Origin of the sequence: Pseudoxanthomonas mexicana (assembly GCF_001556105.1) — a bacterium.
Lineage (GTDB): Bacteria > Pseudomonadota > Gammaproteobacteria > Xanthomonadales > Xanthomonadaceae > Pseudoxanthomonas_A > Pseudoxanthomonas_A mexicana_A.
The window spans coordinates 19,717-32,897 of the sequence record NZ_LSIF01000058.1; the positions used below are offsets into that span (position 1 = coordinate 19,717).

General features: G+C 66.6%; 10 protein-coding genes. 1 reads left to right on the forward strand and 9 read right to left on the reverse strand.

Going from position 1 to position 13,181, the window contains the following annotated elements; all coding sequences use genetic code 11:
- Positions 1-31: 31 nt before the first annotated feature.
- From recG to AX730_RS09865, 4 genes are all read right to left on the reverse strand, one after another.
- Positions 32-2,137 (reverse strand): ATP-dependent DNA helicase RecG, encoded by a 2,106-nt coding sequence (gene recG, locus AX730_RS09850; protein ID WP_062355534.1) that lies wholly within the window; start codon positions 2,135-2,137, stop codon positions 32-34.
- Positions 2,138-2,223: 86 nt separating this feature from the next.
- Complete coding sequence (locus tag AX730_RS09855) at positions 2,224-4,665, reverse strand: TonB-dependent receptor (RefSeq protein WP_062355538.1); 2,442 nt, start codon at positions 4,663-4,665, stop codon at positions 2,224-2,226.
- A gap of 44 nt (positions 4,666-4,709) precedes the next feature.
- A complete protein-coding gene (locus AX730_RS09860; RefSeq protein ID WP_062355541.1) occupies positions 4,710-5,873 on the reverse strand; it encodes an SO2930 family diheme c-type cytochrome in 1,164 nt (387 codons plus the stop codon).
- Between the two features lie 20 nt (positions 5,874-5,893).
- Entirely contained in the window at positions 5,894-7,129 is a 1,236-nt protein-coding gene (locus AX730_RS09865) for a parallel beta-helix domain-containing protein (RefSeq protein WP_062355544.1), read from the reverse strand.
- Between the two features lie 119 nt (positions 7,130-7,248).
- On the opposite strand from AX730_RS09865, the gene AX730_RS09870 reads away from it, so the two are divergent.
- A complete protein-coding gene (locus tag AX730_RS09870; RefSeq protein WP_198147132.1) occupies positions 7,249-8,301 on the forward strand; it encodes an AraC family transcriptional regulator in 1,053 nt (350 codons plus the stop codon).
- A 23-nt stretch (positions 8,302-8,324) separates the two neighbouring features.
- Here the strand turns inward: AX730_RS09870 and AX730_RS09875 are convergent, their stop codons facing one another.
- The 5 genes from AX730_RS09875 to AX730_RS09895 form a co-directional block, all read right to left on the reverse strand.
- The gene (locus tag AX730_RS09875; RefSeq protein ID WP_062355547.1) at positions 8,325-8,708 is read right to left on the reverse strand and encodes a RidA family protein; all 384 of its coding nucleotides are present in this window, start codon (positions 8,706-8,708) and stop codon (positions 8,325-8,327) included.
- 162 nt (positions 8,709-8,870) lie between these two features.
- Positions 8,871-11,042, reverse strand: a complete 2,172-nt coding sequence (locus AX730_RS09880) for a RelA/SpoT family protein (protein ID WP_062355550.1) — start codon at positions 11,040-11,042, stop codon at positions 8,871-8,873.
- Positions 11,043-11,169: 127 nt separating this feature from the next.
- Positions 11,170-11,469, reverse strand: coding sequence for a DNA-directed RNA polymerase subunit omega (gene rpoZ / locus AX730_RS09885; protein ID WP_062355553.1), 300 nt, complete (start codon positions 11,467-11,469; stop codon positions 11,170-11,172).
- Between the two features lie 154 nt (positions 11,470-11,623).
- Entirely contained in the window at positions 11,624-12,241 is a 618-nt protein-coding gene (gmk, locus tag AX730_RS09890) for a guanylate kinase (RefSeq protein WP_062355556.1), read from the reverse strand.
- Entirely contained in the window at positions 12,238-13,098 is an 861-nt protein-coding gene (locus AX730_RS09895; protein ID WP_062355560.1) for a YicC/YloC family endoribonuclease, read from the reverse strand. Before AX730_RS09895 ends, gmk begins: the two co-directional genes overlap by 4 nt.
- Between the last annotated feature and the right edge of the window lie 83 nt (positions 13,099-13,181).

Consider the following 13,181-nt stretch of genomic DNA (forward strand, 5'->3'; position numbering starts at 1 on the left):
CCGATGCCGGGCCAGCGGAAGCCGCAGCGCATCACGCCGAGGCGTACCGCGCCGCACCACCGACCCATCGCTGGATCACGCGGTCCGCCACTGCCGGATCATCGGCGAGCAGCCGTTCCGCCAGTGCATGTACCTGCGGCAGCAAGCCCGCATCACGCGCCAGGTCGGCGACGCGGAAGGCCGCAAGGCCCGTCTGGCGCGTACCCAGCAGTTCGCCCGGCCCGCGCAGTTCGAGATCCTTTTCGGCGATGACGAAGCCGTCGTTGGTTTGCCGCATCGTCGCCAGCCGGTGCTTGGCCATCATGGAGAGCGGCGGCTGGTACATCAGCACGCAGGTCGATGCGGTGGCGCCACGCCCGACACGCCCGCGCAGCTGGTGCAGCTGGGCGAGACCCAATCGCTCCGCGTTCTCGATGATCATCAGCGAGGCGTTGGGCACATCGACCCCGACTTCGATCACCGTCGTCGCCACGAGCAGATCGACCTCGCCCTCCTTGAACCGGCGCATCGTGGACTGCTTGTCGGCTGCCTTCATGCGGCCGTGCACCAGCGCAACGCGTGCATCAGGCAGCGATGCGGACAGGGCTTCGAACGTGGTCTGCGCGGCCTGCGCAACGACTTCATCGCTATCGTCGATCAGGGTACAGACCCAGTACGCCTGCCGCCCCTCCGCGCAGGCGGTGCGGATGCGCTCGACCAGTTCCGGTCGCCGCTCTGCGCTCAGCGCCACCGTCTGCACGGGCGTGCGCCCGGGCGGTAGCTCGTCAATGGCCGACACATCCAGGTCCGCGTACGCCGCCATCGCCAATGTGCGCGGAATGGGCGTCGCCGTCATCACCAACTGATGCGGCACGCAATTCGTGCCTGCGCCCTTGTCGCGCAAGGCCAGCCGCTGGTGCACGCCGAATCGATGCTGCTCGTCGACGATGGCAAGACCGAGGTCATGGAAGGTCACGGTCTCCTGCATCAGCGCATGCGTGCCCACCACCACCTGTGCTTCGCCCGACGCGACCTGCGCGAGCACCGTGGCGCGCGCCTTGCCGGTGACCTTGCCGGCCAGCCACGCCACACGCACGCCCAGCGGTTCCAGCCAGGCGCGGAGGTTGGCCAGATGCTGCTCGGCCAGCAACTCGGTGGGCGCGGCGAGTGCCACCTGCTTGCCCGCCTCCACCGCCAGCATGCCCGCCAGTGCAGCCACCACGGTCTTGCCGCTGCCGACATCGCCCTGCACCAGCCGCAGCATCGGCGAGGGTTTGCCGATGTCCTCGCGGATCTGCGCGAAGACGCGCTGCTGCGCCCCTGTCAGCGTGAACGGCAGCGCCTTGACCAGCGCCTTCACCAGGGCGCCCTTGCCCTTCAACACAGGCGCTCCATGCCGCTGCAGCGCCAACCGCTGCCGTCGCAGGCTCAGGTGATGGGCCAGCAGTTCCTCTATGGCGAGCCTGCGCTGTGCCGGGTGGGTGCCCAGGGCAAGCGCTGCGACATCGGCATCACGGGGTGGCCGATGCATGGTCAGCAGCGCCTGTCGCAGCGACGGCAGGCGTAGTCCGTCCAGCAACGTGGCGGGAAGCAACTCCAAACGATCGTTGTCCGGCAAGCGCTCCAGTGCCTGGCCGACCAGCTTGCGGATGCTTGCCGGTCCCAAACCCTCCACGGCGGGATAGATCGGGTCCAGAGCATCGCCGAGCGCCGCGTCATCGTCCTCGCCCAGCACGCGATAGCTGGGGTGCACGATCTCCAGCCCGTGCTGACCAGGCTTGGGCGTGCCATAACAACGAATGCGCGTACCCACGGCGAACTGCGCGACCTGCGCGGCACGGAAATGGAAGAAGCGCATCACCAGCGTGCCACGGGAATCATCGCTGAGCGCGACCCGCAACACCGGCCGATAGCGAAAGCCGCGCTCCACTGCGTCCACCCGACCCTCCACTTGCGCCGGTACGCCTGGCTGCAGCAGGCGGATCGGCGTGATCGCCGTGCGGTCTTCGTAGCGCAGCGGCAGGTGCAGCCACAGGTCCTGCATCGTCAGCAATCCGCGCGCTGCCAGCTTTTCCGCAACGCGTGGACCGACGCCGGGCAGGCGGCTCAGGGGTTCGGCGGAAAGGTCGATGGACGGCGTGTCGCGACGTGCGGGCATGGCACAAGGATGCCGGGAACGGCACCAAACAAAAACCCCGGTATCTCGCGATGCCGGGGCCCACGCCCGACGCGTCACCGCGCGGATCAGAACTTGACGGCCACTTCCATGCCGTACGTGCGCGGCTCGGTGATGGTGGCGCCCACCACGCCGAGCGGACCGCGACCGTAGGTATTCAGGCCTTTCACGTACTGGTTGTCGAACACGTTGTTGCCGTAGATCGCCCAGCTCCAGTATCCCTTCGGTGCGGTCCAGCCGATGCGCATATCGGTGCGTTCACGCGCTTCGCCGATGTCGAGCAGCGCATTGATGCCGCAGTCGCCTTGCAGGTCCGAGCCGGCATTGCAGCGGCTGCGACCGCGATAGGCGTGGCGTGCCGAGAAACGCAGCTCGCCATGCCCGGCCAGGTCCACCTGGTAAGCCGCACCGAGCGAAGCACTGAAGCGCGGCTCCCCGGTGGGCTCGCCGTCCAGATCCACGCCCTCCGGTGTCACGTAGTCCTTGTACTTGGAATCGATCCACTCGGCCTGCGCGTCCAGCGTGAACGCATCAGTCACCTTCCAGCGCATGTCGACATCCAGGCCGGTGGCTGCGAGATCGCCGGTGTCGAACACGAAACGGGGAATGTCGACGGGGTTGTTGGGATCGGGATCGATCAGGCGCACGGACTGGCGGTTGTCGTAGCGGTAATGGAACAGCGAGGCGTTCCACGCGAAGCGCCCGAACGATTGCTTGATGCCGACCTCCAGATTCCAGACATCCTCGTTCTCGAACGCCGGTCCGATCTGCAACGCGTTGAAACCACCGGCCTTGTACCCCTTGGCCAACGAACCGAACACCATGGTCCTCTCATCCAGGCGGTAATCCACGACGAAGCGCGGGCTGATATCGCTCCAGCTTCGCTTGTCGCGCACCAGCATGCCCTTGTTGACCATCGCCGGCGGGTCGATGAAGGCCATGTCGAAGGTCAGCAACTGGCGCGTGATCGGAATGCCCATCTGCCCCAGTGCGCCGAAGAAGCCCATCGACTCCAGCAGCGCCAGCTTGGCTTCCAGCTCGGGCGCGTTGCGCGGCGTGTTGAGCCAGGTGAAATCCTTCTCGTCGCGGGTGTAGCGCAGGCCGAAGGTCAGGTTGAGCCTGTCGGTCGCGCGCCAGATGACATCTCCGAACGCCGCATACGCGGTGGTCGACAGCGTGTTGTTGAAGCGCTCGTTCCAGCGGTCACCCACCAGCGAGACGGGAATGCCATTCATTTGCGCCAGCATCGAGGTGAACCCGAACAGACTGCCATCCGGCGTCGGCGCGATGCCGAGGTTGCGCACGATGTTGTCCACCGCTTCGGTATTCGTGTTCACCTCGCTGGTCTGCTTGGCGTCCTCCTTGAAGAAGCTCGCGCCCGCCACCCAGTCCAGCTGCGCGTTGCTGCCGGCGAATTTGAACTCCTGGTAGAAAGTCTCGTTGCTCTCGGTGTTGACCGAGTCGATGTACAGGTCGGCGCGATTGGTGCCGTCCTCCTCGGTCTGGTTCAGCGAGTCGTACTGGCGGTATGACGACGTCGACGTCAGGTTGCCCCAGGCGAAGGCATGATCGAGGATCAGGGTGACGCCATCGAACGTGCGCCACTCGGCGCTCGCCGCGTCGCTGTAGGTCCGGACCTTGCGCGGATCCACGTAGTCGGCCGTGTCGACCGGTACCGATGGCCGCTGCGGATACGCCGGCAACGGCACGATGCCGGTGGTGACGCGGCCCTTCTGGTCCAGGCTCTCGTGGTCCCAGCTCAGCAGCGCGGTGGTGTTGTCGCCCAGCCGCACTTGCCAGGCCGCACGCGCGGCCCACACGTTCTCGCCCCCCAGGTCCTTGCCGGTCGCACCATCCTGGAACCAGCCATCGCTGTTGTTGAACAGCGCGTTGACGCGCAGGGCCGAGTTCTCGCCGGTCGGGATGTTCCACATCGCGTCGGCGTACTGTTTGCCATAGTTGCCGAGCCGAAGGCGCAGCCTCGCCTCGGTTTCATCCTGCGGCCGCCGCGTCACCAGCGAGATCGCGCCCGCGGCGGTATTGCGTCCGAACAGCGTGCCCTGCGGCCCCTTCAGCACTTCGATGCGTTCGACATCAAGGAACGGCAGCAACACGCCACCTCCCCGACCGCCGTACACGCCATCAACGAAGATGCCCACCGCCGGATCGGTGCCGATGCCGAAGTCGTTGGTCTCCACGCCACGCAGGCGGAACGACGGCTGGGTCGGCTGGACAGCGTCCACCACCAGGCCCGGCACGAAGGCATCGATGTCGCCGAGGTTCTCCGCCGCGACGTCATCGAGCAGCTTCTGGTCGACGACCTGCAGCGCGATCGGCACGTCCTGCAGTTCCTGCTGGCGACTCTGTGCGGTCACGGTGATGGTGTCGAGGTTGGTGGCCTGCCGTTCGCCTTCGGGCGTCGCCTGCGCCCAGGTCGTCCCGCTCGCCCCCAGCACCACGCAACTGCCGAACAGCGCGCGCCGAAGTCCCACGACCAGATTCCGTTGCATCACTCTCATCATGCCCTCCCGGAAGCGTTGTGCGGAAACCGGCCTCAGGTGGCCGGCGGTGGTTCACTGCCCGTACCTGTCGCGGTGTCGCAACTGCCTGTCTGCGCGTTGATCCATGCCCGGATCAGTTCGACGCCTTCCCGATGCACGACCGAGCGCCCCAGCTCCGGCATCATGATCGCGGGGTCGTCGCTGTCCAACCGGTAATCGAAGATGGAATCGGCCGCATGCCCCGGCACGATGTCGTATCGCCGGTTGCCGGTGCCCTTGCCCGCCGCGATGGGCTGCTTGCAGAAGCCCAGCTTCAGGCGATCCTGCGTACGAGCATCCAGCCACAGGCCCGAGGTGATCGCAGGACCCGTCGCGCTGTGGCAATGACCGCAGTTCACGTCGAGGTAGGCGCGCGCACGCGCATCGAGCGGCGCCTGCTCGTCCATCGCGCCGGCCAGTCGTGGCGGCGACGCCGGCACCCCGGCCAGATAACCGACGCGCACCAGATGCGCCAGCTGGTTTTCCCTGCCGCCGGCGTAATCGAACTCGCGATTGAGGTGACGCGCCTTCGGCCCGATCGGCAACAGCTTGCGCGACTTGTTGTCGGTGATGTGGCAGCCGCCGCACTGGTTCTGGTCCGGCACCTGATAGTCGGCGGCCTCGCGCTTGCCCTGCGCATCGACAAGTTCAAGCGCGACCAGCTCGCCGGTGCGCTTCAGCGTTGCTTCCGTCTGCGCCTCGTTCCACACGTAAGGCAGCGCTACCCAGCCGTCGGTACGATGCACGAGCAACCGGGTTTCGATCAGACGCACCTTGGCCAGGTCCAGTGTCTCGCCTTCCAGCGAAGACGTTGATGCCGGCGTACGCGCGACGGACGTTCCGTCCCACGCCTGCCCTTGCGGCAGCGGGTAGTAGAACGTCTTGCTGAGGATAGTGCCGACGGGGAAATCGAAACTCCGTTCGGCCTGGTACGTCGCCGAGGTGCCCGTCGGCATCCATACGGTGCGCAGCTTGTGTGCGTAGTCGCTGAACAACGGCGTGTTGAGGTCGTACGGCACCACGCCTTCGTTGAGGCGAAGGCGCCCTGCTTCGATCCGCAGCACGCCCCATTCGCCCAGCGTCGCCGGCTGGCCTTCGGCGAAGAAATGCACTTCCGGCGCCGGTCGGCAGGCGGGCAGCGCCATGCTGGCTGTAGCCGCCACCAGGATCGCTGCCATGCGATTCCGCACGCGTGTTCTCAACCGCGTTTCAGGTCGACTGCCGGCAGGCGCGGCAGTTCGCAGTCGTGGCGCTTCGCGTCCTTGCTCGGGTTCTTGTAGCCGCCGGGGCCGTCCGCGTTGATGACGCCGCTGACACCGCGCAGGCAGATCTGCGGCCCGACCTTCTTCCCGTCCACCACCCGGTCCTGATTGAAGTAGCCGTCCCACAGCACGTCGGGGAAGCTGCCGCGCAAGCCGTAGGTGGCCACCTTCAACGCCTTCAGGTCGAACCCGTCCGGCGAGTCGCCGCCACCCGACAGCGTGTTTCCGTGGATATGGATGCGCTCCGGGTACGGATCGAAGTTCGGCGACGCGCTGCTGTCCTTGTAGCCGGTGGAGTAGACGCTGGAGACGATGATGTTGGCGGTCGCGTTGTCGCGGATCTCGTTGCCGAACACCTCGATGTCATCGTTCGAATTGATGACGATGCCCGACCCCGCCGGCACGCTGGCCACCGGCGTACCCTTGGCGCCGAAGTTCTCGTGGTTGTTGGCGACCACCTTGTTCGCGTAGACGCGGATGTTGCCGCCCTGCTGCGACAACCCGGGCATATTGAAGACGAGGATGCCGCCGGTGTTCCCGGTCGCCACGTTCTCGTAGACGTCGGCGTTGATGGTGTTCTCGATCTCGATACCGGCCACGTTCTGTTCGGCACGGCTGCGGCGCACGATCACGCCGTCCGACTGGCCCACGTAGATGCCGGCGTCGGAAGCGCCGATGGACACCGTGTCTTCGATCAGCACGTTCTTCGTCAGCACCGGGTAAATGCCGTAGGCACCGTTCTTCGTGCTCGGCCCACCGGTCCACTGGACCTTCACGCCACGGATGGTGATGTTCGACGACTCGCTGATCTTCAGGCCGTCGCCCCTGGAGTCCTCGATGGTGAGGTTCTCGATGATGAAGTCGTCGCCGTTGACCAGCAGGCCCTCGGCGCCGGCCTTCTGCCCCTTGAAGCTCAGCACGCTCTTGTCCATGCCGGCGCCGCGGATCGTCACGCCGTTGGCGCGCAGGCTCAGGCCGCGGTCGAAGGCGTGGCGGCCGGCCGGAATCTCGATCACGTCGCCCGGCTTCGCATCCAGCAGGCGCTCCTGCAGGGTGGTGGCGAAGGCAACATCCGCCGGCGCGACCGGTGCGGTTTCCGGCGCTTTCGGCTGGCAGCCGGCGGCCATCAGCGCCACGGTCGTCGCCACGGCCAAGGACTTGGTGCGCTGCATGAGTCTCCCCTCCCATACGCCTGCGTAGTGCTCCGCAGTCTGGTGCGGCGGCCCATGTGACACGGAGGGCGGGAGCGGCATACTACGGGGGGCAAAGCGGACAAGCTGGAGGGGCTTCGATGCGCTGGAAAACCGGACTCGGCAATCGCCTGTCGATTGCGAACCTGCCTACCAACATGCTGTGCGGCCTCGTGCTGCTGGCCGGGGAATTCGGCGTCAATGCCGAAGGCTGGTTCTCCGGCATGCGGCTGAACGTGCAGGAGATCCACGACCCGCAGGCGCGCGTGTCCTACCGCCAGGCCAGCGAGATCATCCGTCGCGCCCTGCCAACCTTGCCGATCGATGGGGTCGGCCTGGCCATGGGCGAGAAGCAGAATGGCGGCAATTTCGGCGTGCTCGGCCTGGCGATGAAGACCGCACCCACGTTCGGTGACGCCGTCCTGATCGGGCTGGCGTACCAGCGCAACCTCGGTCCGCTGATGGACCTGAACCTGCAGGACCGCGACGACGGGTCGCTGGCCGTGGTCGCCACCGCGCCAGAGGAAGCCGCCGACCTGCTCCCGTTCCTGTGCGAAGAGATGTTCGCCAGCACGCTGATGCTGGCGCGCGAACTGGCAGGTCCGGAGTTCCATCCGCTGCGGCTGGAACTCGGCTATCCGGCGCCCCGCTACGCCGCGCGTTACGACGACCTGTTCGCCTGCGAGGTGCGCTTCAACCAGGCGCAGCACGCGCTCGTCGTCGATCGCCGCTGGCTGGAGATGCCATTCGCCAGTTACAACCCGGTAACGTCGCGGCAGGCCCTGGCGCTGTGCCAGGCGCAACTCGCGGCGATGTCGCTGCGGGGCGAAACGACCGCCGCCGTCGAACGCCAGCTGCGCCCGCGCCTGCGCGAGAACCCGCAGATGACGGATGTCGCCACGGCACTGCACCTGAGCGAACGCACGTTGCGCCGCCAACTCGCCGAAGAAGGCACCAGCTTCAGTGCGGTACACGACCGCGTGCGCACGGAGCGCGCGCTCGACCTGCTGCAGGAAGCAGAGCTGACCATCGCCGCGGTCGGCGGCCTGATCGGCTTCAACGACGTGCGCGAATTCCGTCGCGCGTTCAAGCGCTGGACCGGGCACACGCCAAGCGAAACCCGGTTGCCGGTCTCATCCCGCCAGGCGGTCTGAAACCGCCCAAGGCAAGGCGTGGATCAGTCGAGCACCATCACCGCATCGACCTCGAAGGCCGCGCCTTTCGGCAGGCCCGAGACCTCGATCGTCGAACGCGCGGGATACGGCGACGCGAAATAGTCCTGCATCACCGCATTGACCGCGGCGAACTGCGACAAGTCGGTCAGGTACAGCCCGAGGCGCACGATGCGGTCGAGCGAACCGCCCGCGGCTTCGGCCACCGCCTTGAGATTGTCGAAGGCACGGCGCGCCTGCGCGGCGATGTCGCCATCGACTAGGTTGCCGGTGGCCGGATCGAGTGGAATCTGCCCGGAGAAGTACACCGTGTTGCCGGCACGCACGGCCTGCGAATACGGGCCGATGGCGGCGGGCGCCTGCTCGGTGTGGATGATCTGCCTGGTCATGCGCAACTCCTGTGTGGGTATCCGGATTCTACGTAGGGCGGGCCCAGGCCCGCCATCGCACGCGATCCGGGCGCGACAGCAACGATCGAAGAACGCGATGGGTCCGCATCGGCGCCATCGCCAACCAGGGGCATCGCAACGGCGGGCGAGGCCCGCCCGGCGTCATTGCCGGCGAACCCCGTGCACGACGTTGAGGCGCCGCAGCCGGCGCATCACTTCCGCCAGGTGGTTGCGGTCGCGGACCTGGATCGAGAAACGCAGGACGGCAGCGTTGATGTCGCGCTCGAGGTATTCCACGCGCTCGATGTTCGACTGGCTCTTGGCGACCGCGGCGGCCACCTGCGCCAGCACGCCAGGGCGGTTTTCCACATCGATCAGCAAGGCGGCGTCGTAATCGCCGGTGACCTTCGCATCCCAGGCGATCGGCACCCAGCGCTCCGGTGACTTGCGGAATTCGGCGACGTTCGGACAGTCGAGGCGATGCACCACGATGCCCTTGCCGGCGGTGTGGTAGCCCATGATCTCGTCACCGGGGATCGGCTGGCAGCACTGCGCGAAGCTGACCACGCCGCGCTCGCCGCCGGTGATCAGGATCTTCTCCTGCGAATGCTTCGAATGGCCGCCCGCACGCAGTTCGGCGAATGCGGTGAGCGCCTGCGCCGCCTGCGCCGGCATCCAGTTGCCCAGCGCCACGTCGGCGAGGAACGCTTCCAGGCGCGGGTACTTGTGCTCGGTCAGGAAGGCTTCGAGGCGTTGCTGCGGCAACCGCTCGAGCGAACTGTCCAGGTCTTCCAGCGCGCGGTCCAGCATGCGGTGGCCGAGCTGCACGGCATCCTCGTGCTCCAGCTGCTTGAGTTGGTGGCGGATCGCGGTGCGCGCTTTGCTGGTGACGACGAATTCCAGCCATTGCGGCTTCGGCGCGGCGGACTTGGCCGTGATGATCTCGATGCTCTGCCCGCTGACGAGCTTGGTGCGCAGCGGCACCAGCTTCTTGTCCACGCGCGAGGCCACGGCCTGGTTGCCGACGTCGGTATGCACCGCATAGGCGAAATCCAGTGCCGTGGCATTGCGCGGCAGCGACAGGATCTTACCCTTCGGGGTGAACAGGTAGACCTCGTCGGGGAACAGGTCGACCTTCACGTTGTCCAGGAACTCCAGCGACGAACCCGCGGCGCGCTGGTTGTCGATCAGTTCCACGATCCACGCATGCGCACGGTTCTGCGCGCTGTTGGGCGAATCGGTGCCGTACTTGTAGGTCCAGTGCGCGGCGATGCCGCGCTCCGCGATCAGGTCCATTTCGATGGTGCGTATCTGCACTTCGATGGGCGAACCATAGGGACCGAACAGCACCGTATGCAGCGATTGGTAACCGTTGGCCTTGGGGATGGCGATGAAGTCGCGGAACCGGCCATCCAGCGGTTTGTACTGCGCATGCACCGCGCCGAGTGCGTGGTAACACGACGGCACCGAGTCGACCACGACACGGAAGCCGAACACGTCCATCACCCGGTCGAAACTCTTACCTTCGCCGTGCATCTTGTTGTAGATGCTCCAGGGCGTCTTCACCCGGCTGACCAGGCGATGCTCGATGCCTTCCTTCGCCAGTCGCTGCGACAGGTGCGCCTCGATCTGCGCCATCGATTCGCGGCGCATCACCGGCTGGCTGCGGATGTGCTTGTCGATCACCGCGTGGCGCCACGGGTGCAGCGCGCGGAATCCCAGGTCCTGCAGTTCCGACTTGACCAGGTTCATGCCCAGCCGCTGTGCGATGGGCGCGTAGATCTCCAGCGTTTCGCGGGCGATGCGTCCGCGCGCCTCGGCGCTCTGGGCGCCCAGCGTGCGCATGTTGTGCAGGCGGTCGGCCAGCTTGATCATGATCACGCGCAGGTCGCGCGACATGGCGAGCAGCATCTTGCGGAAGCTCTCCGCCGCCGCTTCCTGGCGATCGCGGAACTTCAGCTTGTCCAGCTTGGTGACGCCTTCCACCAGTTCCGCGACCGATTCGCCGAATTCGGCGGCAATGTCGGCGCCAGTCAGCGGCGTGTCCTCGATGGTGTCGTGCAGGATCGCCGCGATCAGCGTCTCGGCATCCATGCCCAGTTCGGCCAGCACACCCGCCACGGCCACCGGATGGGTGATATAGGGCTCGCCGGATTTCCGCGTCTGGCCGACGTGCGCGGCAGCGCCTACTTCCCAGGCCCGGCGCAGCAACGGCAACTGTTCGGCGGGCAGGTAGGAAGCCGTCTTCTCGAGCTGCGCGACGTACTCCGGCACGCTCTCGTCGCGTGACGAAGCGGGGCTGCGAAGTGCCTTGGCGGTGCGGCCTGGGGTCATGTCGCCAGCCTATGCCAGTCGCGCGGGAACGGCAACGCAATACGATGCTGCAACAACGCGAAAAGCCCGCTTGCGCGGGCCTTCCGGTGATCGTCCGTTTCGATGGAAACGTTAGATGGGGTGGATCTCAGTCGTCGCCCTTGGACAGGTCGTCGTCGGCCACCACTTCAGCGGCGGCCCATTCCAGCGCCTCGCGCTCGGCGCGCTCGCGCTCGGACTTCTCGACGCGGTCGATCAACGCGTTGTCGATTTTGCGGGCGGCGATTTCGCGCAGCGCCAGCACGGTGGGCTTGTCCTGGGCTTCGTTGTTGTCGATCTGCGGCTCCACGCCGTTCGCCAGCTGGCGAGCGCGCTTGGCGGCCATCGTGACCAGATCGAAACGGTTATCTACGACTTCCAGGCAATCTTCGACGGTAATGCGGGCCATGCGGGCTCCCGGCGACCGGCTGGCCGCCCAGTGAATACGGAAAGGGGCCGGGATTGTAGGCAGCCGGGCACGGCATTGCAAGTCTTTCCTTGAAAATCAACCAGTTAAGCAGGCTCCCAGCCCTTGAAGGGTGCGCCAGAACCCCCGCGCCGGGTTACTCCGCCAGCAGCGCGGCGATCAGCCCGGCATGCCGCACGTCCTGCGCCTCCCGGCGCAAGCGGCTGGCGGTGAAGATGGCGTGCATCTGCGCCACCGCCTCATCGAACACGTCATTGACGATGACGTAGTCGAATTCGCTGTAGTGCGACATCTCCTCGCGGGCGGCGGCCAGTCGGCGCTGGATCACCTCTTCGCTGTCCTGCCCGCGGGCGCGCATGCGCTGCTCCAGCGCGTCGCGTGACGGCGGCAGGATGAACACGCTGACGGCATCCGGCACCTTCTCGCGCACCTGGCGCGCCCCTTGCCAGTCGATCTCCAGCAGCACGTCCTTGCCGGCATCGAGCTGCGGCTCGACCGACTGCCGCGCCGTGCCCTTCCAGTCGCCATGCACCTCGGCGTACTCGAAGAAATCACCGGCGCGGATCATCGCCTTGAACTCGTCGGCGCTGATGAAGTGGTAATGCTGCGCATGCCGCTCACCCGGGCGGGCGGCGCGCGAGGTGAACGAGATCGACAGGGCGATGTCGGCGTCACGCGCCAGCACCGCGTTGACGATGCTGCTTTTCCCCGCACCCGACGGCGCCGCGACGATGTAGAGGGTTCCGCGCTTCATTCGATGTTCTGCGACTGTTCGCGGATCTGGTCGATCAGCACCTTCAACTCCACCGCGATATTGGTGGTACGGATGTCGACGGACTTGGAGCCGAGCGTGTTGGCTTCGCGGTTGAATTCCTGCAGCAGGAAATCCAGCCGGCGACCCTGCGGCTCCTTCTGGGTGAAGACGCGGCGGATCTCCTTGACGTGGCTGTCGAGGCGGTCGAGCTCTTCATCCACGTCGAGCTTCTGCAGCCAGAGCACGAGTTCCTGCTCCAGCCGGCCCTGTTCCATGTTCTGCGCAACGTCCGCCATCCGGGCTTCCAGCTTCTGCCGCTGGCCGGCGCGGATCAGCGGGATCAGCGCACGGACTTCCACGGCAAGCGCGGCAATACCGTCCACGCGTTCGAGGATCGCCGCGACCAGCTTGCCGCCCTCGCGTTCGCGCGCGGCCACGAACTGGTCCAGCACCGCATCCAGCAGCGCCAGTGCCTCGGCCTGCAGCGCGTCCATGTCCACGCCCTTGGTCTGCAGTACGCCGGGGAACTGCAGCAGGTCGGTCAGCTCGGTGCGCAGGTTGGGCAGGCGCGCGGCAAGATCCTGGGCCAGTTCGGACAGCTGCGCGACCACGCGCGGATTCAGCTGCAGCGCACCGTCACCCTCGGGCGCGCGCAGGCGCAGCGTCAGGTCGAGCTTGCCGCGCGACACGCGCGAAGCGACGCGCTCGCGCAGCGCCGGCTCCAGCACGCGCAGTTCATCCGGCAGGCGAACGCCCAGTTCCAGGAAACGGTGGTTGACCGCGCGCAGTTCGGCCCCCAGCGTGCCGCCTTCGGTGGCGCGTTCGCCGGTGGCGAACGCCGTCATGCTGCGGATCATGCAGGTGCCCAATGGACCAGTGAGCGCCGCATCTTAGCAGCCTGCGTGGCGTCCGCCGGGCGCGGCGGGCCGGGCTGGTAAAC

What these genes read in the sequence shown, in the direction of transcription:
- AX730_RS09880 (WP_062355550.1), bottom strand. Translation starts at nt 11,042, where the DNA reads ATGACCCCAGGCCGCACCGCCAAGGCACTTCGCAGCCCCGCTTCGTCA.
- AX730_RS09860 (WP_062355541.1), bottom strand. Translation starts at nt 5,873, where the DNA reads ATGGCAGCGATCCTGGTGGCGGCTACAGCCAGCATGGCGCTGCCCGCC.
- AX730_RS09870 (WP_198147132.1), top strand. Translation starts at nt 7,249, where the DNA reads ATGCGCTGGAAAACCGGACTCGGCAATCGCCTGTCGATTGCGAACCTG.
- AX730_RS09865 (WP_062355544.1), bottom strand. Translation starts at nt 7,129, where the DNA reads ATGCAGCGCACCAAGTCCTTGGCCGTGGCGACGACCGTGGCGCTGATG.
- recG (WP_062355534.1), bottom strand. Translation starts at nt 2,137, where the DNA reads ATGCCCGCACGTCGCGACACGCCGTCCATCGACCTTTCCGCCGAACCC.
- AX730_RS09875 (WP_062355547.1), bottom strand. Translation starts at nt 8,708, where the DNA reads ATGACCAGGCAGATCATCCACACCGAGCAGGCGCCCGCCGCCATCGGC.
- gmk (WP_062355556.1), bottom strand. Translation starts at nt 12,241, where the DNA reads ATGAAGCGCGGAACCCTCTACATCGTCGCGGCGCCGTCGGGTGCGGGG.
- AX730_RS09895 (WP_062355560.1), bottom strand. Translation starts at nt 13,098, where the DNA reads ATGATCCGCAGCATGACGGCGTTCGCCACCGGCGAACGCGCCACCGAA.
- rpoZ (WP_062355553.1), bottom strand. Translation starts at nt 11,469, where the DNA reads ATGGCCCGCATTACCGTCGAAGATTGCCTGGAAGTCGTAGATAACCGT.
- AX730_RS09855 (WP_062355538.1), bottom strand. Translation starts at nt 4,665, where the DNA reads ATGCAACGGAATCTGGTCGTGGGACTTCGGCGCGCGCTGTTCGGCAGT.